18 protein-coding genes and 3 pseudogenes are annotated in these 22,497 nt (G+C 67.8%); 12 read left to right on the top strand and 9 right to left on the bottom strand.

Annotated elements, in window-relative coordinates; translation table 11 throughout:
* Positions 1–237: 237 nt before the first annotated feature.
* A pseudogene (locus NFH66_RS16960) lies at positions 238–484 on the bottom strand (transposase domain-containing protein); the annotation flags it as partial.
* A gap of 271 nt (positions 485–755) precedes the next feature.
* Between NFH66_RS16960 and NFH66_RS16965 the strand changes: the two are divergent.
* From NFH66_RS16965 to nspC, 4 genes are all read left to right on the top strand, one after another.
* Positions 756–2,771 carry a vWA domain-containing protein gene (locus NFH66_RS16965; RefSeq protein ID WP_349611442.1) on the top strand — a complete coding sequence of 672 codons (2,016 nt, stop codon included), beginning with the start codon at positions 756–758 and terminating at the stop codon, positions 2,769–2,771.
* A 42-nt stretch (positions 2,772–2,813) separates the two neighbouring features.
* Positions 2,814–3,809 carry a hypothetical protein gene (locus NFH66_RS16970; protein ID WP_349611443.1) on the top strand — a complete coding sequence of 332 codons (996 nt, stop codon included), beginning with the start codon at positions 2,814–2,816 and terminating at the stop codon, positions 3,807–3,809.
* Positions 3,810–4,126: 317 nt separating this feature from the next.
* Positions 4,127–5,326 carry a saccharopine dehydrogenase family protein gene (locus NFH66_RS16975; protein ID WP_349611445.1) on the top strand — a complete coding sequence of 400 codons (1,200 nt, stop codon included), beginning with the start codon at positions 4,127–4,129 and terminating at the stop codon, positions 5,324–5,326.
* A 3-nt stretch (positions 5,327–5,329) separates the two neighbouring features.
* The gene (gene nspC, locus NFH66_RS16980; RefSeq protein WP_349611446.1) at positions 5,330–6,496 is read left to right on the top strand and encodes a carboxynorspermidine decarboxylase; all 1,167 of its coding nucleotides are present in this window, start codon (positions 5,330–5,332) and stop codon (positions 6,494–6,496) included.
* Positions 6,497–6,583: 87 nt separating this feature from the next.
* Here the strand turns inward: nspC and NFH66_RS16985 are convergent.
* From NFH66_RS16985 to NFH66_RS17000, 3 genes and pseudogenes are all read right to left on the bottom strand, one after another.
* Positions 6,584–6,727, bottom strand: a pseudogene (locus tag NFH66_RS16985) (erythrose-4-phosphate dehydrogenase); the annotation flags it as partial.
* A gap of 282 nt (positions 6,728–7,009) precedes the next feature.
* Positions 7,010–7,414 (bottom strand): fluoride efflux transporter FluC, encoded by a 405-nt coding sequence (locus tag NFH66_RS16995; RefSeq protein WP_349611448.1) that lies wholly within the window; start codon positions 7,412–7,414, stop codon positions 7,010–7,012.
* Positions 7,411–7,791, bottom strand: a complete 381-nt coding sequence (locus NFH66_RS17000; RefSeq protein WP_349611449.1) for a fluoride efflux transporter FluC — start codon at positions 7,789–7,791, stop codon at positions 7,411–7,413. The genes NFH66_RS16995 and NFH66_RS17000 overlap by 4 nt, the downstream gene beginning before the upstream one ends.
* Before the next feature lie 223 nt (positions 7,792–8,014).
* Between NFH66_RS17000 and ybiO the strand changes: the two genes are divergently transcribed.
* A complete protein-coding gene (ybiO, locus tag NFH66_RS17005; RefSeq protein ID WP_349611450.1) occupies positions 8,015–10,378 on the top strand; it encodes a mechanosensitive channel protein in 2,364 nt (787 codons plus the stop codon).
* A gap of 394 nt (positions 10,379–10,772) precedes the next feature.
* Here ybiO and NFH66_RS17010 read toward each other — a convergent pair whose 3' ends face one another.
* From NFH66_RS17010 to hemC, 4 genes are read right to left on the bottom strand one after another with little or no spacing between them, the layout of a single operon-like run.
* On the bottom strand, positions 10,773–12,035 hold the full coding sequence (locus NFH66_RS17010; RefSeq protein WP_349611452.1) for a heme biosynthesis HemY N-terminal domain-containing protein: 1,263 nt from the start codon (positions 12,033–12,035) through the stop codon (positions 10,773–10,775).
* Positions 12,032–13,408, bottom strand: a complete 1,377-nt coding sequence (locus NFH66_RS17015) for a uroporphyrinogen-III C-methyltransferase (RefSeq protein WP_349611454.1) — start codon at positions 13,406–13,408, stop codon at positions 12,032–12,034. The genes NFH66_RS17010 and NFH66_RS17015 overlap by 4 nt, the downstream gene beginning before the upstream one ends.
* A gap of 7 nt (positions 13,409–13,415) precedes the next feature.
* The gene (locus NFH66_RS17020; RefSeq protein ID WP_349611455.1) at positions 13,416–14,213 is read right to left on the bottom strand and encodes a uroporphyrinogen-III synthase; all 798 of its coding nucleotides are present in this window, start codon (positions 14,211–14,213) and stop codon (positions 13,416–13,418) included.
* The gene (gene hemC, locus NFH66_RS17025) at positions 14,213–15,154 is read right to left on the bottom strand and encodes a hydroxymethylbilane synthase (protein WP_349611457.1); all 942 of its coding nucleotides are present in this window, start codon (positions 15,152–15,154) and stop codon (positions 14,213–14,215) included. The genes NFH66_RS17020 and hemC overlap by 1 nt, the downstream gene beginning before the upstream one ends.
* Before the next feature lie 322 nt (positions 15,155–15,476).
* On the opposite strand from hemC, the gene argH reads away from it, so the two are divergent.
* From argH to NFH66_RS17060, 7 genes and pseudogenes are all read left to right on the top strand, one after another.
* Entirely contained in the window at positions 15,477–16,895 is a 1,419-nt protein-coding gene (argH, locus tag NFH66_RS17030) for an argininosuccinate lyase (RefSeq protein ID WP_349611458.1), read from the top strand.
* Positions 16,895–17,017: pseudogene (lptM, locus tag NFH66_RS17765) on the top strand (LPS translocon maturation chaperone LptM); the annotation flags it as partial. The gene argH and the pseudogene lptM, both read left to right, overlap by 1 nt.
* Before the next feature lie 95 nt (positions 17,018–17,112).
* Positions 17,113–18,399 carry a diaminopimelate decarboxylase gene (gene lysA, locus NFH66_RS17040; RefSeq protein ID WP_349611461.1) on the top strand — a complete coding sequence of 429 codons (1,287 nt, stop codon included), beginning with the start codon at positions 17,113–17,115 and terminating at the stop codon, positions 18,397–18,399.
* Positions 18,399–19,247, top strand: coding sequence for a diaminopimelate epimerase (gene dapF / locus NFH66_RS17045; protein WP_349611462.1), 849 nt, complete (start codon positions 18,399–18,401; stop codon positions 19,245–19,247). The genes lysA and dapF overlap by 1 nt, the downstream gene beginning before the upstream one ends.
* A 76-nt stretch (positions 19,248–19,323) precedes the next feature.
* The gene (locus NFH66_RS17050) at positions 19,324–20,040 is read left to right on the top strand and encodes a DUF484 family protein (protein WP_349611463.1); all 717 of its coding nucleotides are present in this window, start codon (positions 19,324–19,326) and stop codon (positions 20,038–20,040) included.
* On the top strand, positions 20,033–20,950 hold the full coding sequence (locus NFH66_RS17055; protein ID WP_349611464.1) for a tyrosine recombinase XerC: 918 nt from the start codon (positions 20,033–20,035) through the stop codon (positions 20,948–20,950). The genes NFH66_RS17050 and NFH66_RS17055 overlap by 8 nt, the downstream gene beginning before the upstream one ends.
* The gene (locus NFH66_RS17060) at positions 20,947–21,684 is read left to right on the top strand and encodes an HAD family hydrolase (RefSeq protein WP_349611465.1); all 738 of its coding nucleotides are present in this window, start codon (positions 20,947–20,949) and stop codon (positions 21,682–21,684) included. The genes NFH66_RS17055 and NFH66_RS17060 overlap by 4 nt, the downstream gene beginning before the upstream one ends.
* 53 nt (positions 21,685–21,737) lie before the next feature.
* On the opposite strand, the gene yihA is transcribed toward NFH66_RS17060, so the two are convergent.
* On the bottom strand, positions 21,738–22,367 hold the full coding sequence (gene yihA / locus NFH66_RS17065; protein ID WP_349611466.1) for a ribosome biogenesis GTP-binding protein YihA/YsxC: 630 nt from the start codon (positions 22,365–22,367) through the stop codon (positions 21,738–21,740).
* Positions 22,368–22,497: the final 130 nt, after the last annotated feature.

Here is a 22,497-nt window from a genome sequence, read left to right on the forward strand (position 1 = left end):
GACGAATGAGGGGTAGAAACGCCTCTAAGGGGGCACACTTGGGGGCACAATCAAAACACAAACCAATAAAAACATATAAATATCAGAATCATGCCAACACTTTTAGTTGGACGCCGCCACCAATCAAGTCGACGAATCAAGCGCCTACGGGCGCTTTTTTCGTTTATTGGCCAACCTGTTAGCCATCCCCGGGAACCGTACCTGCGTAAGCGAACCGGTAACACCGCTTGCCAGTGATCAGGCTGTGTGCCGCCAGTGGTGAAGCAGGAGTTCGTGGAGCTGGCCGGCCTTCTGCGCCGGCAGCCGTTCCAGCACGTCCTTCAGGTAGGCGCAAGGCTCGTGACCATTCAGCCTGGCGCACTGGATCAGGCTCATGATGGTGATGGCGCGCTGGCACTGCGCAGTGACTCGGCGAACAGCTTGTTGTGCGACCCAACGCCCAGGGACGAATCAGGTTCACGACCCGATTATTGTCGATCGGCAACTGAACAAGCCGAGTTGATGAAGCTTGTCGGTGAAGACCCGGCAAGGCCGGCATATCAGCAGGTTAGGGTTGAGAGGTTAACTAATCAAATCCAGACGTCGCCCACCCCTCTGAACGAAGGGGGCGCTGCCAGCATCCGCCCTGCCATCATCAAGCCTTGGCTCCTATGCCTCGATGCCACCTGGAACGTTGAAAACCAACCACCAGCCCACAAGCAGCGAGGCTAAGCTGGGGATTGCACTCTCGGCCTGCTATACGCGAGGAAGTGAACATGAGACGGATCACACCTACAGTGGCGGCGTTGATGATCACCGGTGGCCTCACCTCGGCAGCATCGGCCATCGCCGCGGAGGATATCGTGATTGTCTATGATGCCTCGGGGTCCATGTGGGGGCAGATCGAGGGCACCAGCAAGATCGAGATCGCTCGTGACGTGATGTCTGAGCTGGTCAGCAACTGGGACGCCGAGACCAACCTTGGCCTGGTTGCCTACGGTCACCGGCGTCAGGGTGACTGCCGTGATATCGAAACGCTGGTTGAGCCGGGGCCAATCGACAAGGCCCGCTTCATCGACACTGTCAACGCCATCAAGCCGGTCGGCAAGACGCCGATCTCGGCCTCGGTGCAGCACGCCGCCGACCTGCTGGCCTATCGTGACAACCCTGCCACCGTGGTCCTGATCTCGGACGGCGTGGAGACCTGCAATGCCGACCCCTGCGCACTCTCCGAGCAACTTGCCAGCCAGGGCGTCGGGTTCACCGCCCATGTCGTTGGTTTCGACCTGGAAGACGATGCTCATGCCAGCCTCGCCTGCATCGCCGAAAACACCGGCGGCCTGTTTGTGCCCGCCGGCAATGCCGACGAGCTGCACGCCGCCCTGGCGCAGGTAAAGGATGCGGTCGACAAGGCGCCCCCGGCTCCCGAGCCGGAACCAGAACCGGAAGCACCCGAGGTCAGTGTCTCCGGGCCCGACCAGGTGGTCACCGGCGCCCCCTTCGACGTCTCCTGGTCGTCGCCCATCAGTACCTCCGACATGATCGCCATCGTGCCGGTCGGCGCCGACGAGGGCACCCGCGGCAACTACAAGCGCACCGGTAACGACACCGAGGGGCGTCTGACCGCGCCCGCCGACACCGGCCTCTATGAACTGCGCTATATCCTGGACGAGGGCAAGCGGACCCTGGCCACCGCGCCCATCGAGGTCGTCGCACCCGAGGTCAGTGTTTCCGGGCCCGACCAGGTGGTCACCGGCGCCCCCTTCGACGTCTCCTGGTCGTCGCCCATCAGTACCTCCGACATGATCGCCATCGTGCCGGTCGGCGCCGACGAGGGCACCCGCGGCAACTACAAGCGCACCGGTAACGACACCGAGGGGCGCCTGACCGCGCCCGCCGACACCGGCCTCTATGAACTGCGCTATATCCTGGACGAGGGCAAGCGGACCCTGGCCACTGCGCCCATCGAGGTCGTCGCACCCGAGGTCAGTGTTTCCGGGCCCGACCAGGTGGTCACCGGCGCCCCCTTCGACGTCTCCTGGTCGTCGTCCATCAGCACCTCCGACATGATCGCCATCGTGCCGGTCGGCGCCGACGAGGGCACCCGCGGCAACTACAAGCGCACCGGTAACGACACCGAGGGGCGCCTGACCGCACCCGCCGACACCGGCCTCTATGAGCTGCGCTATATCCTGGACGAGGGCAAGCGGACCCTGGCCACCGCGCCCATCGAGGTCGTCGCTCCGGAGATGGGCATGTCCGGCCCCGATATCGTTCGCGCGGAAGACGATGTGGATATCTCATGGTCATCGACGATCAACCCCAACGATATGATCGCCATCGTGCCGGCAGGCGCCGACGAGGGCGTGCGCGGCACCTATCGACGCACGGGCCAGGTGACGGAGACTCGGCTGACCGCCCCCGCCGAAATGGGGCTCTACGAGATTCGCTATATCCTGGACGAGGGCAAGAAGACCCTGGCCAGCGTCTCACTCGAGGTTGTCGGTGCCGACGCCCCTCTGGATGAAGGAGCGGGGCTCTCGGTACCAGCATCGGCCGCCCCCGGCGAGACCATCACCATTAGCTGGAGCGGGAGGAGCGACAGCGGCGACCAGCGCATCTCGCTGGCCCGCAAGGACCAGCCGGACTTCAGCTGGATCAGTATCCAGCCCATCGGCGAAGCCAACACCATGGAGCTGACAATGCCCGATAAGGCTGGCCTCTACGAGATTCGCTTCCTGGATATTACCGGACGAGAGCTACTCGGCCGTTCGGTCGTGGAGGTGAACTAAACAACCGTAACAGGCCCGCTGGTGAGGCACGGAGGCAATGACATGTGTTACGTCGGATCTGTGGTCCTGGTCACTGCACTGACGGCGGTGGCCCCCTGGGCCATGGCCCAGGCGAGTGAGGCCGACCCCCTGGATGCCTTGTCCACCCGGTTTCTTGACGGGTATGAGGCCCAGGACAGCCTGCAGGTTCTGCAACGGATCGCCGACACCCTGGAGCCGTCGAGCCAGGGGGCATCGATTTTCCCACCAACTTCGGATATCAGCCCCTTGGCCATGGCCGTTCTGGCACTTGAAACCGCCGAAGGCCCCCGCGATCGCGTCCGCTATCGCATTACGCATAGGCTCGAGGCGCTTCCGAACCCACCGAAAGCCAGCCCGCTCCCCCTCAGCCTTATCCAGGTCGATCGCTTCAGCATGGGAGCCGCCATACACCAGGACGTCATCGACGCCTATGGCGCCGAACACGCCGCGCCCCTCGAGTCCTTCGATGCCGGGCCCCACGTCTCGTGGCGATTGATCACGCACCCCGTACAGGGCATGCGAGCCGACATTCTTGCCGCTGGCCGCGTCGAGCTCAGCGACACACAAGCCGAATCAATGAATTGCCTTAACTCACCCTGCCTATCGCTCGACGCCAGCCTCGACAACGTCGCACCCTGGGGTGAGATGACGCAAACATCACTGGCACTCGAGGCTCCTTATCCGGTGGTACATGAGGGCCTGCCGACACCGGCAACCGCGATCGACCCATTGGCCGGAGGTCGAGATGTGATCGAGATCGAGCGCCTGAGCGAGAGCCGCGTGGTACCGGAGCCTTTTATGGAAGGCGTGATCGAGCTCAACCTGGGGCAGGGCACGGCACTGAATGCGGGGATGCGCCGGGGTGGCTTGCTGGACGACTCCATCGCGGCGATCTGGAAGCGTCTGATCGTCATGCCGACGGGCAACGGCAGCGAAATACCCATAGCCTATGGCGCCCAGGCCTATGAGTGTCAGCGAGGGCCGACGTTTTCGCCAGCAGGAGAGTTCTGTCCCTAACGCTGCCTGAAAGGGCTCCACGGAGCGGCTTGTCTCCATCGATAATCATTGCTCACTCAACGCTCGGGCCTGTCTCGAACCCACCAGGCCATGCCTGGATAGGCTGACTTGAGAGAGCTTTCGGAGGGCTCCCAATGCCTATCGACATTAGCGGATTGCCGTTAACCTCAGGTTACTGCTCCCTCACCTTCAGCTTGACGCCAAAACCACTTGATACCAGCCTCATAGGGCGCCATTATCGCGCCCACTCCTCCCCTCTGCGGTGAGGCGGGCTAGGCCAAGACACTTCCCCTCTACCCGATCTGGATTCGAACCCCATGAGCAAAGTCCTGATTATCGGCGCCGGCGGCGTCGGCGGCGTCGTCACTCACAAGTGCGCCCAGCATCCCGAGGTCTTCAGCGAGATCATGCTCGCCAGCCGCAACGAAGCGAAGTGCAAGGCGATTGCCGCCCAGCTGGATCGACCGATCCAGACCGCCCGGGTAGACGCCGACAGCGTTGATGAGCTGGTCGCGCTGATCGAGTCCTTCAAGCCCGACGTGCTGATCCACGTGGCCCTGCCCTATCAGGACCTGACCATCATGGAGGCCTGCCTGCGCACCGGCGTGCCCTATCTGGATACCGCCAACTACGAGCATCCCGACGAGGCGAAGTTCGAGTACAAGGAGCAGTGGGCCTTCCAGGAGCGCTACGCCGAGGCCGGTAACATGGCTACCCTGGGCTGCGGCTTCGACCCGGGCATGACCAATATCTACTGCGCCTACGCTCAGAAGAACCTGTTCGACGAGATCCATCGCATCGATATCCTGGATGCCAACGGCGGCGACCATGGCTATCCCTTCGCCACCAACTTCAATCCGGAGATCAATATTCGCGAGATCACCGCGAAGGGTCGCTACTGGGAGAAGGGTGAGTGGAAGGAGACCGACCCGCTGGCGGTGAAGCGCAAGTTCGACTTCGACGGTATCGGCGAGAAGGACATCTACCTCCTCTACCACGAGGAGATGGAATCCCTGTGCCAGAACATCAAGGGCCTGGAGCGCATCCGCTTCTGGATGACCTTCTCCGACAAGTACATCACCCACCTCAAGGTGCTCGAGAACGTCGGCATGACCAGCATCGAGCCGATCAAGGTGGGCGATGCCGAGATCGCCCCGCTGGAGTTCCTCAAGGCGGTGCTGCCCGACCCGGCCTCGCTGGGCCCGCGCACCAAGGGCAAGACCAACATCGGCATCATCGCCGACGGCATCAAGGACGGTAAGCGGCGCAAGGTGCACATCTACAACATCTGCGACCATGAGCAGTGCTATGCCGAGGTCCAGTCCCAGGCGATCTCCTACACCACCGGCGTGCCGGCGGTGACCGGCGCCATGCTGATGCTGGAGGGCATCTGGAAGGGCGCGGGCGTGTTCAACGTCGAGCAGCTCGACCCCGACCCCTTCATGGCACGCATCGGCGAGATGGGCCTGCCGTGGCAGGTGGTCGAGCTCGACCCCGACCACGACCCGCTGGCCTGAGCCATGGCGAACGCACGCGTGCAGGGCCTGGACTTCAATGTCCGGGCCTGCCCCTCCCCGGCCTATGTGGTGGACGACACCCTGCTGCGCCGCAACCTGGAGCGCCTCGGCGAGGTCCAGGAGCGCAGCGGGGCTCGCATCCTGCTGGCGCTGAAGGGCTTCGCCATGTGGGATACCTTCCCGCTGGTTCGCCAGTACCTGGTGGGCACCACCTCCAGCGGCCAGGACGAGGCGCGCCTGGGGGCGGAGGCCTTCGGCGGCGAGGTGCACTGCTACTCGCCGGCCTTCACCGAGGAGGAGCTGAGCGTGGTGCTGCGCTACGCCGACCATCTCAGCTTCAACTCCCCGGGCCAGTGGCGGCGCTTCCGCGAGACCATCGCGGCCGCCCCCCGCCGGGCCTCCTGCGGGCTGCGGGTCAATCCTGAGCACTCCACCGGTGCGGTACCGCTCTACGACCCCTGCGCGCCGGGCTCACGGCTCGGCACCCGAGCCGCGGACCTCACCCCGGAGGTGATGGAAGGCCTCGAGGGGCTGCACTTCCACACCCTGTGCGAGCAGAACAGCGACGACCTGGAGTCGACCCTGGAGGCCTTCGAGGAGCGCTTCGGCCACTACCTCGCCGGCCTGACGTGGGTCAACTTCGGCGGCGGCCACCATATCACCCGCGAGGACTACGACGTCGAGCGGCTGGTACGGGTGATTCGCGGCTTCCGCGAGCGTCATCCCCATCTGACGGTCTACCTGGAGCCGGGCGAGGCGATCGCCCTGAACACCGGCTACCTGGTCTGCTCGGTGCTGGATATCGTCGACAACGACGGCCCCATCGCCATCCTCGACACTTCGGCCACCGCGCATATGCCCGACGTGCTGGAGATGCCCTACCGGCCGCAGATCATCGGCGGCGGCGAACCCGGCGAGAAGGCCCACACCTATTGCCTGGGAGGCATGACGTGTCTCGCCGGCGACGTGATCGGCGACTACTCCTTCGATGCGCCGCTCGAGATCGGCGATCGCCTGGTGTTCACCGACATGGCCCACTACACCATGGTCAAGACCACCACCTTCAACGGCATTCGCCTGCCGTCGATCTGCCGGGTCGACGAGACCAGCCGCGAGGTGCGCACGGTCAAGACCTTCGGTTACGTGGACTACATGCAGCGGCTGAGCTGACCGCCCAGCGAGCCTGCCTCTACGCAAGACGCCCCTTCCCGGGGCGTCTTGCGTTTCCTCTTCCAAGCAGAAGCTACCTCACATCGCTCAATCGGCGGCGTGCATCGCCAGGGCGGTATCCAGCATGCGGTTGGAGAAGCCCCACTCGTTGTCATACCAGGCCATCACCTTGACCAGGCGGCCATTCACCCGGGTGTGATTGGCATCGAAGGTCGAGGAGTGGGCGTCGTGGATGGCTCTCCTCAGTCCGGTGCGTTCGTCGATCTCGCCCTGCCGGCCAGCAAGCGCATCGCGCTGGTGGCCCACGACGGCAAGAAGGAGGAGCTGCTCGAGTGGGTGGCCCGCTGGGAGACGACCCTGGCGAAGCATGCCCTGGCTCGACCAGGAGTACACGATGAATATTCCCGACGCCGGCGCCTGGGTCTCGGGCCGGATGCCCTCTCAGGACGAGCGGTGAGGCTGGCTCACTCGCATGGCCGACAACGCCCCAGCGATGGCCCTGCGACTCCAGGGCTATCGCGGTTGACGACAGGATGATCGTGAAAGGCGTCGCCCGATAAGATGACCCGCCCAAGCGGCACCGAGCCAGGCGGCCAGGCTCAGCGCCACGTAGCCAAGAGCCGTCATGGAGTGGCCCTGGCTCAGCATTGCCAGGGTCTCGAGGCCGAACAGCGAGAAGGTGGTGAAGCCGCCGCAGAAGCCGGCGACCAAGAAGGGCTGCCAGCGCGCCACCCGGCCGTGGGTGCGACCCGCCGCATAGGCGGCGAACAGGGCGATCAGCCCGGACCCCACCAGGTTTACCGTCAGGGTCGCCCAGGGCAAGCCAGGGGCCTCGAGCCATGCACCGAGCTGATAGCGCAGCCCGCTGCCCAGGCCGCTGCCCAGGCCGACCGCGGCATAGGCCCGCCAGGCGCTCATGCCAGGCCTCCGGTCACCCAGGCCCCCAGCGACAGGGCGGCGACACCGGCGGCCAGGGTCACCGCCAGGTAGCCTGTGGCTGCCGCCACGCGGCCCTGCTGCCATAGTGACAGCGCCTGCAGGCTGAGGGACGACACCGTGGTATAGCCACCCAGCAGGCCGATGCCGAGCAGGGACCAGGCCGTATCCGGCACTCCCGCGGCGGGAAGCCCGAGCACACCGGCCAGCAGCCCCATGGCCAGGGCGCCGCTCAGGTTGACCGCCAGGGTGCCCCAGGGAAGCTGAGCCCCCAGCCGCCGGCCCACGGCGTTGCCGAGGGCCAGCCGCGCCATGCCGCCCAGCCCCCCGCCGAGCAGTACCGACAGCAGTTCCAGCATGCCTGGCCGCCTCCCTGAAACGAAAAACGCCACCCGAGGGTGGCAAAAGAGTATCGCACGCCTGGCACGCCGGCGGGCAAGGCATGACACAGGGAAAACAGCCTGCATGACCAATGTCCATCTACATGCCGTACCGGCCCCCGGGGTCGTGGCCTTACGGCAAAATCCGTATCATGACGGCCTGATACTCATCGCCCACACGCCAAGAGACGGAGGTCACCGCGTGAACCCCAAGCGAGCCCTACCCCAGCTGCTCGGCTGGCTACTGCTGGCACTGCTGGTGCTGGCGGGTCCCGTACAGGCACAGCAGGAGGGCGGCGGCAGCGAGACGCCGGCCTACTCCACCCTGGCCGACCTGCTCGAGAACGAGCAGACCCGACAGGAGCTGATCGACCAGCTGCGCGGCATGGCCGGCGACCTGGCCGAATCGGCCCCCGCCGAGAACGCCGCCGCCGCCCCCTCCCTGCCACGCCAGCTGGCCGAGCTGACCAGCCGCGTCGCCGGCGATGTCGGCAGCCAGTTCGATGCCATCGCCTCGGCCATCGGCGGCATGTTCGCAAGCGACCTGGAGAGCACCTTCGACATGACGGCCTTCACCAGTGCCGTTGTTAACCTGGGCCTGGTAATCCTGGCGACCTTCGTGCTGTTCGTCGTCTTCCGGCGCCTGGCCCGCCCCCTGTTCACCGGCATCAGCCAGTGGTCCCTCAACGGTAGCGGACTGACCCCCATCCTGCGCCTGGTGATCTGCGTGGCCCTGGCCGCGGCGGTGGACGTGCTGGTGGTGGCCTTCGCCTACCTGGGCGGCAACCTGATCGCCACCTTCGCCATCGGCGAGACCGGCGAGCTCTCCACCCGGGCCTCGCTGTTCCTCAACGCTTTCCTGGTGATCGAGCTGCTCAAGGCGGGCGTGCGCATGCTGTTCGCCTCGCGCTACGAGGGGCTGCGCCTGCTGCCGATCGGCTCCGACGAGGCCTCCTACTGGAACCGCTGGATCGCCCGGCTGATCGGCCTGGTGGGCTACGGCCTGATGGTGGTGGTGCCGCTGGTCAACGCCTACGTGGCCCCTGCGGTGGGGCAGGGGCTGGGCACCCTGATCATGGTCGGCGCCTTCCTCTACGCCGTGGTGGTGGTGCTCAGGAACCGCAAGCGTCTGCGCGACGCCATCAACCACAAGGCGAGCCAGGCCAGCATGGCGGCAAGCCGCGTCACCCTGCAGCTGTTCGCCCGCATCTGGCACCTCTTCGCCCTGGCCTACTTCGTCATGGTGCTGACGGTGACCCTGACACGGCCGGTGGACGCCCTGCCCTTCGTGCTCTTCGCCACCCTCAAGACCATCGCCGCGGTGGTGGTGGGGCTGCTGCTCTCCAGCTTCCTGACCCAGACCATCGGCCGGCGCATCCGCCTCTCCGATGACCTGCGGCGCAAGCTGCCGCTGCTCGAGCCGCGCCTCAACAGCTATGTACCCAATGCCCTGCGGGTGATCCGCACGGTCATCGTGGTGCTGGTGGTGATGGTGGTGTTCAACGCCTGGGGCGCCTTCGACCTGGCGGCCTGGTACGCCTCCGAGGCGGGCCGCGGCCTGGTCGGCAAGGTGGTCAGCGTGGCGGTGATCCTGGCCATCGCGGTGATGGTATGGCTGGCGCTGGCCAGCCTGATCGAGCACAAGCTCAACCCCGAGACCGGTGGCGGCGTGCCCTCGGCCCGCGCCCAGACCCTGCTCTCGCTGTTCCGCAACGCCCTGGCCATCGCCCTGGTGACCATGACGGCGATGATCGTGCTGGGCGAGATCGGCATCAACATCGGGCCGCTGATCGCCGGTGCCGGGGTGCTGGGCCTGGCCATCGGCTTCGGCGCCCAGAAGCTGGTCCAGGACATCATCACTGGTATCTTCATCCAGGTGGAGAACGCCATGAACACCGGCGACGTGGTCACGGTGGGCGGCATCACCGGCACCGCCGAGAAGCTCAACATCCGTTCGGTGGGCATCCGCGATCTCTCCGGCACCTACCATCTGGTGCCCTTCTCCAGCGTGGACACCGTCTCCAACTACATGCGCGAGTTCGGCAACCACGTGGGCGAATACGGCATCGCCTACCGCGAGAGCATCGACGACGCCATCGCGCAGCTCCAACTCGCCTTCGAGGACCTGCGCGCCAGCGAGGAACACGGCCACAAGCTGCTCGAGCCGCTCAACGTGGCCGGCGTGGTGGCCCTGGCCGACAGCTCGGTCAATATCCGGGTGGTGATCAAGACCACCCCCGGCGACCAGTGGGCGGTGGGCCGCGCCTACAACCGCCTGGTCAAGCTGCGCTTCGACGAGGCCGGCATCGAGATCCCCTTCCCCCATACCACCCTCTACTTCGGCCAGGACAGGACCGGCTCGGCACCGCCGGCCAACCTGCGGGTCATGCAGCAGGACTTCACCATCGATGGCAGCCCTGCCGGGCAGCCCAAGTCGGGTGATCAGGTCACGGACGACCGCTACATCCCGGGCAAGTCGCGCTCTCGCCAGGCAGATGGCGACGGCCAGTCGATCGCCAACCCCGAGCACGAGAAGCCCAGCGGGGATGATGTGGAGGAGAACTGATCCCGGCGCGGACCGCCGCGCCGCCGAACCACAGCGGGGCCGCCTTCGGGCGGCCCCGCTGTTTTTCGATACATCACAGACTGGCGTGAGCCAGTTCGACAGGATCCATGAGCGGCCGGCACTTCACGGGCGGACAGGCAGCAGTGGTGGGAGGCCGGGTTCCCCGGGCGAATGGAGGCCAAGGGCCTCCCGGTAATGTCTTTAACGATTGGCAACACCGCCTGGGCGCCTGGCGGCGCCATTCGCCCGGGAGAGCCGGCCTCCCACAAGGCTGCATTCACGCTACCCTTTTCTTTCTTGCTCCACCGTCTTCGTGCGTCGGAAAGGCGAAGGGGGCGCCGAGGCGCCCCCTGAAGCGGTGTGGTGGAGGGGTGGGAAGGGTCGGGCCGCCCCGTCAGGACGCCTTCTTCTTCTCCTCCTTGCCCTCGCCGAGCACGTCCTTGTCCTCGCTGGGCTGGGGCAGGGAGGGCAGCGACTTGTCGAGCAGCTCGACGCTCTGGCGGTAGTAGAGCTGGCTCTTCTGGTGCTCACCCAGATTGGCGAAGAGCCGCGCCAGCTCGGCGCAGACCACGCCGCTGGGGCGCTGGCGCTGGCTCGCCTCGAAGTACTCCTGGGCCTTGCCCCAGTAGGCGTTGCGCAGTGCCAGGCGGCCCAGGGTGAGCAGCAGGTCGGGATCGTTGGGACGCTCCTGCAGCCACTTCTCGGCGGTGACCAGCTGGCGCGAGGCATCCACGCCGAGCAGGCCATAGCGGAGCACCAGGCGGCTGTCCCAGTGCTCCTTGAGGGAGTGGCGCAGCAGTCGTTCGGCGATCGGCTCCTGGCCACCGCGCACCAGCGCCTCGGTGTAGAGCACGATCAGCTCGACGTCGCCACGCAGCGGGTCGGGCATGTCGGCCCACAGGCTGCGCACCGTCTCGATGTCGCTGCCCTCGCGGGCCTCGCGCACGATCAGCTCGCGATAGGCGCGCCGTTCGAGCTGGTCACGCTCCTCGCGGGAGATCAGCTGCTGGGCACCCAGGCGCGGCATCAGGCGGCGCAGGCCATCCCAGTCACTGACGCTGAGGTAGGCCTGCTTGAGCTGCTTGAGCACCTGAGGATGGTTGGGCAGCTGACGGTCGAGACGGGTGAGGATGGCCAGCGCCTCCTCGTACTGCTGGCGGTCGAGCATCAGTTGGGCCTGCATCAGGCCCACCGCGGTGTCGGCACCCTCGGTACTGAGGTGGGCCCGCTTGAGCAGGGTATCCGCCTGCTCGAAGCGTCCTTGGTAATGGGCCGCCAGCGCCGCGGAGAGGTAGTTGACCAGCGGGGTGCTGGAGTCGTCCGCGGCCTTGACCAGCGCCTTCTCGGCCTTCTTCCAGCGTCCCTCGGCAAGGGCCACCAGGCCGCGCACGGTGCGCTTCATGGCGGAACGGTTGCGCGAGCGGCTGTTCCACACCTTGAAGCGCGACACCGGGCGCGACAGCCGCATCAGCAGGCGCAGCGCGAAGTGCAGCACCAGGAAGGCCGCCAGCAGCAGTACCAGGCCGAACCAGAAGGAGGTCTGGAAGGAGGTGTCTCCGACCCGCACCAGCCAGTAGCCGGGCACCGACATCATCAGCTGTCCGAACAGCGCACCGATGGCCAGGCCCAGGACGATGATCAGTATCAGCTTCCTCATGCCTCATCTCCCTGGCGCGACTCGAAGCGCCGCTCGATGAAGGTGGCCAGGGCCTGCTGGGAGCCGCTGATATCGGGCAGTTCGGGGCGCACCGCCTCGCCTTTCAGCTCGCCCAGGCGCGCGAGCACCGACTGCACGCCGCTGTCGTCGGTGTCGTAGTAGCCCTCGATCAGGGTGATGGCCTTGTCGAGGCTGGCCTCGAAGAGCGCCGCCTCCTCCTTGAGCAGGGCCAACTGGGCCTGCTCGATCACCAGGCGCACACTCTGCCGCAGGTAGGACTCCTGCTCCGGCGAGATCAATGCTTCCAGGGCCTCGTCGTGCTTACGCACGGTGACCAGGTCCTTGAGCTCCTGCCCGAAGCTCGACAGCTGCTGCTGCCAGGAGCCACTGGGCGCCTCCTGCATGCCGGAGCTGGCGGTGATCTCGTCGATATCCTGGGAGAGCGGACGCCCGGCGATCTGCTCCTGCTGGGCGTTGAGCGCCAGCCAAAGGCCGGTGCGGTCGACCTCGGGCACCGACTCCAGGGCGCCGAGCTCGCTGGCGATCTCGCGGCGCACCGGCACCAGCGCCGGGTTATCGGCCTCCTTCAGGCGCGTATCGGCGGTACGCAGCAGCGCCGCGGCACCCTCTACGTCGCGCTCCAGCTGCAGGCGCTGGTTGGCCAGGCGCAGCAGGTAGGCGGCCTCGGCGTGCAGCCAGTCGCGCTCGTCGGTCTCCTGCTCGCTGGAAAGCTCGGCCAGTACCCGATCGAGGGTCTCGTCGACCTCCCCGCGATAGTCGGTGAACTCACCCTCGAGGGAGGTGACGGCCGCCTCGAGGGCCGCCTGACGCTCGCCCTCGGCCTCCTCGAAGCGTGACTGCAACTGGCTCAGGTCGCTGGCGGTGGCGGCCTGGCGGGTCTGCGCTTCCAGCTCGGCGATGCGCGCCTGCTGGGCCTCCAGCTTCTGCCACGCCTGCCAACCGAACAGGCCGGCGGCGATGGCCAGCAGGAGGACCAGCACGATCGCCACCACGCCGGCCTTGCCCCCCTTGCCATCACCGCTGCCGCCACCGGCGGGCGCGGCGGACTTGGCACCACCACCGCCAGACGCGGGCTTGGCGGCCGGGGCCGGCGCGGCCTTGCCCGCCTTGTCGGCCGGTGGCTTGCTGCCCGAGGCCTGACCGGAGGAGGCCGAGGGCTCGGCGGACGCCTGGCTCACGGTCGGCTTGGCGGCCTCGCTCTTGGCGGCACCACCACTCTGGCCGGGCTTGTCATACCGGCGTGAACGACGCCTGCCGGAGGCGCCGCCCCTGCTCGCCTCGTCGCCCGAGGTCGCCGACTGCGCGCCATCAGACGCCTTCTGCTCTTCCTGCTCGTGTGGTTGCTTGCTCATCTTGTCGCTAGCCCTTTTCGAGATCGTCTTGATCGACATCGGCTTCCTGCGGGTCACAGGCATCGGCCACGGCCGCCGCCAGCGCCGTCGGGGTGGCGCCACGCGCCACCACGGTGTCACGAAACCCCAGCTTGCCGGCCAGTGTAGCCAACCGGGCGCTGGAAACGATTAGCGGTTGGTTCAAGGCGGCGCCTGAACACCATCTTGCCAGATATTCGAGGATTTCTCCGCTACTGACCACCAGCGCACGGAAGTCGCCCGCCGCGAGGCATTCGACCATGGCCGGCTCGGGGGGCTGGAAGATACGCCGGTAGAGGGCCAGGCGGGTCACCCGCGCCCCACGTTCGACGAGCGTCTCGGCCAGCAGGGTGCGCCCGCCTTCGCCGGCCACCAGCAGGATCTTCTCGTCGCCAAGCGTGCGCAGGGAGCCCAGGGTCAGCAGGGCCTCGCTGGTGTCCTCGCCGGCGGTCGCCGGCGGCACATGAACCCTCACTCCGAGCCGCTCATGCAGAACGGCGGCGGTGGCCGCACCCACGGCATAGTAGTCGATGCCCAGTGGCAGCTGGGGCCAGAAGCGCTCCAGCGCCTCGGCCAGGCACTCGGCGGCGAAGGGGCTCACCACCACCACTCGCCGGAAGTGGTCGAAGTCGAGCCAGGCGGCGCGCTGCTCGTGGGTCTCGGACAGCGCCTCGACGCGCATCACCTCGAGGCGCGCCAGCGGGTAGCCGCGCGCCTCGATGGCCTGGGCGAGCACGTCGCCGCGCTCGCCGGGACGAGTGATGATCACCGGCATGAGACTTGCCATCAGCCGGCGCCGTAGACCTCGGCGAGGATCTCCCCGGCGCCCATCTCCAGCAGTTCCTCGGCGACACGGATACCCAGCGCCTCGGGCTCGTGGATCGAGCCGCGGCCTTCGGCACGCAGCACCCGGCTACCGTCCGGGGTACCCACCAGGGCGCGCAACCACAGGGTCTGGCCATCGTTCTCGAATACCGCGTGGCCACCGATGGGCACCTGGCAGCCGCCCTCCAGACGGGTATTCATGGCACGCTCGGCACGCACCCGGGTGGCGGTATCGGGGTCATCCAGCGGCGCCAGCAGGTTGATCAGCTCGGGGTCGTGGAGGCGGCACTCGATGCCCAGCGCTCCCTGGCCACAGGCCGGCAGGCACACCTCGGGAGACAGCTCCTGGGCGATGCGCGCATCCAGCCCCAGGCGCTTGAGGCCCGAGGTGGCCAGGATGATGGCATCGAACTCGCCGTCGTCGAGCTTGCCCAGGCGCGTCTGGACATTGCCGCGCAGGCTGAGGATCTCCAGGTCCGGGCGTGCCTCCCTGACCTGCAGGCCACGGCGCAGGCTGGAGGTGCCCACCCGGGCCCCCTCGGGCAGCTCATCGAAGCTGGCGTAGTGGTTGGAGACGAAGGCATCGGTGGCCTCGGCGCCGGCCAGGATCACCGAGAGGCCCAGCCCCTCGGGGAAGTGCATGGGCACATCCTTCATGGAGTGCACGGCGATATCGGCGCGACCGTCGAGCATGGCCTCCTCGAGCTCCTTCACGAAGAGCCCCTTGCCGCCCACCTTGGCCAGCGGCGTGTCGAGGATCTTGTCACCGCGGGTGGACATGGCCACCAGCTCCACCTCGAGGCCGGGATGGAGGGCCAGCAGACGATCGCGGACATGTTCGGCCTGCCACATGGCCAGTTGACTCTTGCGCGTGGCGATACGCAGCTTGGTGATGGCTTGCACGAAGTTCTCCCTGTACCGGTACCCTTGCTGGCGGCGAGCCAGCATCGGCTCCCGGCGAAGTTGGCATGCATGGACGCACGGTTGCCCCCATCATAAAGCACACGGCCAAGGAGGAAAAATCCACGCCCCGTGCGGCCCGCTGCCCTCGGCGAATACAGGGCTATCGCAGCTACCGACAGGATGATGGTGAAAGGCGCCCCCCTCGCCTGCCCCGGCGACTCTGGTACACTCCTGCCATATCGCGCCTGCCGCCGCGAGCCCGGCGGCCGCGGGGGCATCAGTCCCCGGCCAACCGCAACCCGTCATGCAGGATCCCAAGCCGATGACCTCGAACTCTTCCAACCCCGGCACCAACCAGTCCTGGGGGGGCCGCTTCAGCGAGCCCACCGACGCCTTCGTCGCCCGCTTCACCGCCTCGGAGGCCTTCGACCGCCGCCTGGCCTTCCACGACATCCGGGGCTCCATTGCCCATGCCACCATGCTGGCCCAGGTCGGGGTGCTCAGCGACGAAGAGCGCGACGCCATCATCGCGGGCCTCGACAAGGTACGCGGCGAGATCGAGCGCGGCGAGTTCCCATGGTCGGTGGAGCTCGAGGACGTGCACATGAACATCGAGGCCCGCCTGACCGCGAAGATCGGCATCACCGGCAAGAAGCTGCACACCGGCCGCTCGCGCAACGACCAGGTGGCCACCGATATCCGCCTGTTCCTGCGTGACGAGATCGACCAGGTGGCGCTGGAGCTCGCCCGCCTGCGCGCGGGGCTGATCGAGCTGGCCGACCGTGAAGCCGACACCATCATGCCGGGCTTCACCCACCTGCAGACTGCCCAGCCGGTCACCTTCGGCCACCACCTGCTGGCCTGGCAGGAGATGCTGACCCGCGACCACGAGCGGCTTCTCGACTGCCGCAAGCGGGTCAATATCATGCCGCTGGGCGCCGCCGCGCTGGCCGGCACCACCTACCCCATCGACCGCCACGTCACCGCCGAGCTGCTGGGCTTCGAGCGCCCCGCCGAGAACAGCCTCGACGCGGTCAGCGATCGCGACTTCGCCATCGAGTTCGCCGCCTTCGCCAGCCTGCTGCTGATGCACATGTCGCGCATGAGCGAGGAGCTGGTGCTGTGGACCAGCGCCCAGTTCGACTTCATCGACCTGCCCGACCGCTTCTGCACCGGCTCCTCGATCATGCCGCAGAAGAAGAACCCCGACGTGCCGGAGTTGGTGCGCGGCAAGTCCGGCCGCGTCTACGGCCACCTGATGGGCCTGCTGACGTTGATGAAGTCCCAGCCGCTGGCCTACAACAAGGACAACCAGGAGGACAAGGAGCCGCTGTTCGACGCCGTGGACACGGTCAAGGACTGCCTCAAGGCCTTCGCCGACATGATCCCCGCCATCGAGCCGAAGAAGGCCAGCATGGCCGAGGCGGCCCGCCGCGGCTTCTCCACCGCCACCGACCTGGCCGACTACCTGGTACGCAAGGGCGTGGCCTTCCGCGACGCCCACGAGATCGTCGGCGAGTCGGTCGCCTTCGGCATCCGCGAAGGCAAGGATCTCTCCGAGATGACGCTCGACGAGCTCAGGCAGTTCTCGGACACCATCGAGCAGGATGTCTTCGAGGTGCTGACCCTGGAGGGCTCGGTGGCCGCCCGCAACCACATCGGGGGCACCGCTCCCGACCAGGTACGCGCCGCCGCCCAGCGAGCCCGCGAGGCCCTCGCCGCCCTGGCGGGAGGCGCCTGATGGAGCGTCTCGTTCCCGTCCCCCTGGCCCTTGTACTTGCCCTCGGCCTGGCCCAGGGGCTGGCCGGCTGTGGCCAGAAGGGGCCGCTCTACCTGCCCGACGACGAGCAGGCCGCCGAGCAGTACGGCCCCCGCGATGCCCAGCAGGGTGAAGAGCAGAGCGAGCAGGACAGCACCGAGCGCGACGCTGTCGAACCCCGGGAGAGCGAGGAGTAGCCATGGACCACTTCAATTACCACGACGGCGTGCTCTATGGCGAGGAGGTCCCGCTGACCCGCATCGCCGAGCAGTTCGGCACGCCCTGCTACGTCTACTCCAAGGCCACCCTGGCGCGCCACTTCCGCGCCTACACCGAGGCGCTGGGCAGCCACCCGCACCTGATCTGCTATGCGGTGAAGGCCAACTCCAACCTCGCCGTGCTGGGACTCCTCGCCCGGCTGGGCGCCGGCTTCGACATCGTCTCGGTGGGTGAGCTGGAGCGGGTGCTGGTCGCCGGTGGCGACCCGGCCAAGGTGGTCTTCTCTGGCGTGGCCAAGCAGGAGGCGGAGATGGCCCGGGCGCTGGAAGTGGGCATCAAGTGCTTCAACGTGGAGTCGCGGCCCGAGCTCGAGCGCCTGAATGAGGTGGCCGGCCGGCTCGGCAAGGTCGCCCCGGTGTCGCTGCGGGTCAATCCGGACGTGGATGCCGGCACCCACCCCTATATTTCCACCGGGCTCAAGGACAATAAGTTCGGCATCCCGGTGAGCGAGGCACTGGCCGTCTACGAGCTGGCCACCCAGCTCCCCAACGTGCGCGTGGCCGGACTCGACTGCCATATCGGCTCTCAGCTCACCGAGCTTGCCCCCTTCCTGGACGCCCTCGACCGCCTGCTGGTGCTGCTCGAGACCCTGCGCGAGCGCGGCATCGAGGTGGAGCACCTGGACCTGGGCGGCGGCCTCGGCGTGCCCTACCGCGACGAGCAGCCGCCGGCACCCTTCGACTACGCCACCGCCCTGCTCGAGCGACTCTCGAGCTGGCCAGGCAGCGAGCGGCTGACCCTGCTCTTCGAGCCGGGCCGCTCCATCGCCGCCAACGCCGGGGTGCTGCTGACCCGGGTGGAGTTCCTCAAGCCCGGCGAGACCCGGAACTTCGCCATCGTCGACGCCGCCATGAACGACCTGATCCGCCCCGCGCTCTACCAGGCGTGGCAGGCGATCCTACCGGTGGATACCCGTCACCCGCGGCAGAGCGCCCTCTACGACGTGGTGGGCCCGGTATGCGAGACCGGTGACTTCCTGGGCAAGGAGCGCGAACTGGCCATCGCCCCCGGCGACCTGCTGGCGGTGCGCTCCGCCGGGGCCTATGGCTTCGTGATGGCCTCCAACTACAACAGCCGGCCCCGCCCCGCCGAGGTGATGGTGGACGGCGAGGAGGCCCACCTGGTGCGTCGCCGCGAACGCCGCGAGGAGCTGTGGGCAGGCGAGGCACTGCTGCCGGAAGAGCCGCTGCCGGAGGGCTCGCGCTGATGCTGCTGCATTTCACCAAGATGCATGGCCTCGGCAACGACTTCATGGTGGTCGACCTGGTGACCCAGCGCGCCCACTTCACCGACGCCCAGGTGCGCCGCCTGGCCGACCGCCGCTTCGGCGTCGGCTTCGACCAGTTGCTGGTGGTCGAGCCGCCCCGGGACCCGGACATGGATTTCCGCTACCGCATCTACAACGCCGACGGCAGCGAGGTGGAGAACTGCGGCAATGGCGCGCGCTGCTTCGCCCGCTTCGTGCGCGACCAGCGCCTGACCCACAAGCGCGAGATTCACGTCGAGACCGCCGGCGGCGCCCTGGTGCTGAACGTGGAGGACGACGGCCGCATCCGCGTCGACATGGGCGAACCGCGCTTCGCCCCCGAGGCACTGCCCTTCACGACTGAGCTTTTCGACGCCACCGAGGACCGCGTGCTGCACGCCCTGGAGGTGGACGGCGAGCACCTCGAGGTGGGGGTGGTCTCCATGGGCAATCCCCATGCGGTGCTGCGGGTCGATGACGTCGACAGCGCCCCGGTCGAGCGCCTGGGCCCGGCCCTCGAGGCCCATCCGCGCTTCCCCAGGCGGGTCAACGCCGGCTTCATGCAGGTCGTCTCGGCGCACGAGATCCGCCTGAGGGTGTACGAGCGGGGTAGCGGCGAGACCCTGGCCTGCGGTACCGGCGCCTGCGCCGCCGTGGCCAGCGGCATCCGCCAGGGACTGCTGGAGAGCCCGGTCCGAGTACATCTTCCGGGGGGCGAGCTGAGCATAGAGTGGGCCGGTCCCGGCACCCCCCTGACCATGACCGGCCCCGCCGAACGCGTCTTCGACGGCCGCCTGGTACTCTATTGACACACCCAACTGACGCACTCAACTGACACACCCACTGAAGCGCACATCCGATTCCGCGCCCCCGCGAGGAGATGGCATGCCACGAGCCGCACCTGAACCGCGCAAGACTCTCGACCCCGACCGGGTCGCCGAATGGCTGGCCACCCATCCCGACTTCTTCGTCGGCCGTGAGGGGCTGCTGCAACAGCTCAAGGTGCCCCACCCCGAGGCGCGTGGCGCCACCTCGCTGCTCGAGCGCCTGGTCCACGACCTGCGCACCCGCGCCGAACAGGCCGAGTGGCGCCTGGAGCAGTTGCTGGAGTCGGCCCGCCACAACGAGGCCCAGTACCGGCGTACCCGCGAGCTGGTGCTGGCGCTGGTGGAGGCCCAGGACCGCGACGCCCTGGGCCAGGCACTGGCCACCCAGCTCGGCGAGCGCTTCGCCACGCCGGCGGTGGCGCTGTGGTGTCCGCCCAGCCTCTCCGATAGCGAGCCACACCCGCCCCAGGCGCCCCGCCAGGTGCTCGACGAGCACGCCGGGTCACGCCTGGCGGCGCTGCTCGACGGCCGCACCAGTCGCTGCACCCGCCTGACACCCACCGACTGGAAGCGCCTGCTGCCCCATGCCTCCGCGCCGCGTCGCTCGGGCTCCTGCGCCATCACCCGACTGAGCCTGGGCGAGCCGCTGGGTTACCTGGTGCTGGCCAGCCCCGACCAGGAGCACTTCCGGGCCAGCATGGACACCCTGTTCACCGAGTATGTGGGCGACGTGGTGGCGCGACTGCTGGTCTGCCTCGGCCCCGGCCATGCCTAGCCCCGGGCCGCTCGCCGGCGAGGTGGAGACCTTCCTGGCGAGGCTCTCGCGCACCGCCAGCCCCGCCACCCTGGACGCCTATCGGCGCGACCTGAGCCGCCTGCTCGCCTTCCTGGACGAGCAGGCGGTGACGACCTGGCGCCAGTGGGATGCCAGCCTGGTGCGCCGTTTCCTGGGCGGCGAGCGAGCCCGCGGCCTGGCACCGCGCAGCCTGGCCCGCCGCCGCTCGGCCTGCTCGCGGCTGGCCGACCACCTGCTCGCCGGGGGCCACCTCGACCACAATCCGGTGGCACTGGTGCGCAGCCCGCGCCAGCCGCGTCACCTGCCGCGGCCGGTGGACGTGGACCGCCTGGCCAGCTTCCTCGACACGCCCCACGACGGTTCGCCCCTGGCGGTGCGCGACCAGGCGATGCTCGAACTCTTCTACTCCAGTGGCCTGCGCCTCGCCGAGCTGGCGGGGCTGGACCTCGACGACCTGCGCGACGCACGGGTGCGGGTGCTGGGCAAGGGCGGCAAGCCGCGCCAGGTGCCGGTGGGATCGCGGGCCCACCAGGCGCTGCAGGCCTGGATCGGCGTGCGCGCGGTCATGGCCGCCCCCGGCGAGTCCGCGCTGTTCGTAGGCAACCGCGGCGCGCGGCTGGGCCATCGCGCCATCCAGCAGCGCCTGGCGCTGATCGCCCGGCGCCGCGGACTCGACGAGCACCTCCACCCACACCGGCTACGCCACTCCTTCGCCAGCCACCTGCTGGAGTCGAGCCAGGACCTGCGCGCCGTGCAGGAGCTGCTGGGCCACGCCAACCTCTCCACCACCCAGGTCTACACCCACCTCGATTGGCAGCACCTGGCGACCAGCTACGACGCCGCCCACCCGCGGGCACGGCGCCGACGCAACGACGAGACCCCGACATGAACCTCGAGGCGATCACCTTCGACCTGGACGACACCCTGTGGGACAACGGCGGCGTGATGCGCCGCACCGAGCACGGCCACTACGCTTGGCTCGACGCGGCGCTGGCCGAACAAGGAGCCGTGGCCCCCGCCGGCCGCTTCGCCGCGCGCTTCCCGCTGGAGGCCTTCGTGGCACGGCGCCTGGCACTGGCCGCCGCCCACCCCCCGCGGCGCGGCGACTTCACCTGGCTACGCCGGCGGGCGCTGGCCGAGCTGCTGGGGGAGTACGGGCTGGCGCATGAACACGCCGAGCGGTGGGCGGCGCGGGCCATGGAGCGCTTCATGGCGCTGCGCCATGAGGTCGAGCCCCACCCGGAGGTGGAAGCGCTGCTCGAGGCATTGGGCAGGCGCTATCGGCTGGCCAGCATCACCAACGGCAACGTCGAGGTCGCGCGCCTGCCGCTGGGACGTCACTTCCCGGTGGCCGTCACCGCCGGCGAACTGCTCGCCCCCAAGCCCGACCCGCGCCCCTTCCTGCTGGCGCTGTCACGCCTGGGCGCCCACCCCGAGCGCGCACTGCACGTGGGCGACTCCTGGGAGGAGGACGCCCTGCCCGCCCGCCGCCTGGGCATGCGGGCGGCGTGGATCGGCCCCGACGACCGCCCGATCCCCACTGGCATCCACCGCCTGAGTCATGTGCGCGAGCTGTCGGAGCTGGTTCAGTGGATGGAGAAGACCAAGGGGCGCCGAGAATAAGCCAAAGGGGCGGTCCGAGGACCAGGGGTGAGGAGCAACGCTCCGAACGAACGTTACTCTTCTGTGGGCCCTAGCAGCCAGGCGTCCAGGCGCGCCTCGAGCTCCTCGATGCCCTGCCCCTTGAGCGACGAGAAGAGCTGGATGGTCACCAGATCCTCCCACTCGCGCAACCGCGAACGCACTTGCTGCAGGGCGCTCGCCGCGGGGCCGCGCTTGAGCTTGTCGGCCTTGGTCAGCAGGATATGCACCGGCATCTCCTGGGCATCGGCCCAGCCGAGCATGGTCTGGTCGAACTCGGAGAGCGGGTGGCGCACATCCATCACCAGCACCAGGCCCTTGAGCGAGGCACGGCGCTGCAGGTAGTCGGAGAGGTGGCGCTGCCACTCCAGCTTGACCGCCTCGGGCACCTTGGCATAGCCATAGCCGGGCAGGTCCACCAGGCGCCGGTCGAGGTTGTCACCCAGCGAGAAGAAGTTGATCAGCTGGGTGCGGCCGGGCGTCTTGGAAATCCGTGCCAGCGCATTCTGTCGGGTCAAGGTGTTGATCGCGCTTGATTTTCCGGCATTCGAGCGACCGGCGAAGGCCACTTCGGCACCGCCGTCCGTCGGGCACTTGGCCAGGGTCGGAGCGCTGATGAGGAAGCGGGCGGTCTGATAGTTGAGACGAGAGTCGAGTCGCGCCATGGGCAAGAATTCCTGACATTGATCAAGGGGCTGGCGGCTTGCATTCCCGCCGGCAGGGTGATTCGGTATAATGCAGTGTCTTTTGTCTGCGACCCGGGGCACGCTAGTGTACCACCGCGCCCATGACGTC

Origin of the sequence: Halomonas sp. H10-9-1, assembly GCF_040147005.1 — a bacterium.
Classification (GTDB): Bacteria; Pseudomonadota; Gammaproteobacteria; order Pseudomonadales; family Halomonadaceae; genus Halomonas.

Excerpts from the sequence above, each read along its gene's own strand:
- NFH66_RS17060 (WP_349611465.1), top strand. The coding sequence starts at position 20,947 with ATGAACCTCGAGGCGATCACCTTCGACCTGGACGACACCCTGTGGGAC.
- NFH66_RS17000 (WP_349611449.1), bottom strand. The coding sequence starts at position 7,791 with ATGCTGGAACTGCTGTCGGTACTGCTCGGCGGGGGGCTGGGCGGCATG.
- NFH66_RS16965 (WP_349611442.1), top strand. The coding sequence starts at position 756 with ATGAGACGGATCACACCTACAGTGGCGGCGTTGATGATCACCGGTGGC.
- NFH66_RS16975 (WP_349611445.1), top strand. The coding sequence starts at position 4,127 with ATGAGCAAAGTCCTGATTATCGGCGCCGGCGGCGTCGGCGGCGTCGTC.
- nspC (WP_349611446.1), top strand. The coding sequence starts at position 5,330 with ATGGCGAACGCACGCGTGCAGGGCCTGGACTTCAATGTCCGGGCCTGC.
- argH (WP_349611458.1), top strand. The coding sequence starts at position 15,477 with ATGACCTCGAACTCTTCCAACCCCGGCACCAACCAGTCCTGGGGGGGC.
- dapF (WP_349611462.1), top strand. The coding sequence starts at position 18,399 with ATGCTGCTGCATTTCACCAAGATGCATGGCCTCGGCAACGACTTCATG.
- NFH66_RS17015 (WP_349611454.1), bottom strand. The coding sequence starts at position 13,408 with ATGAGCAAGCAACCACACGAGCAGGAAGAGCAGAAGGCGTCTGATGGC.
- yihA (WP_349611466.1), bottom strand. The coding sequence starts at position 22,367 with ATGGCGCGACTCGACTCTCGTCTCAACTATCAGACCGCCCGCTTCCTC.
- NFH66_RS17055 (WP_349611464.1), top strand. The coding sequence starts at position 20,033 with ATGCCTAGCCCCGGGCCGCTCGCCGGCGAGGTGGAGACCTTCCTGGCG.
- NFH66_RS16995 (WP_349611448.1), bottom strand. The coding sequence starts at position 7,414 with ATGAGCGCCTGGCGGGCCTATGCCGCGGTCGGCCTGGGCAGCGGCCTG.
- NFH66_RS17020 (WP_349611455.1), bottom strand. The coding sequence starts at position 14,213 with ATGGCAAGTCTCATGCCGGTGATCATCACTCGTCCCGGCGAGCGCGGC.
- lysA (WP_349611461.1), top strand. The coding sequence starts at position 17,113 with ATGGACCACTTCAATTACCACGACGGCGTGCTCTATGGCGAGGAGGTC.
- NFH66_RS16970 (WP_349611443.1), top strand. The coding sequence starts at position 2,814 with ATGTGTTACGTCGGATCTGTGGTCCTGGTCACTGCACTGACGGCGGTG.
- NFH66_RS17050 (WP_349611463.1), top strand. The coding sequence starts at position 19,324 with ATGCCACGAGCCGCACCTGAACCGCGCAAGACTCTCGACCCCGACCGG.
- NFH66_RS17010 (WP_349611452.1), bottom strand. The coding sequence starts at position 12,035 with ATGAGGAAGCTGATACTGATCATCGTCCTGGGCCTGGCCATCGGTGCG.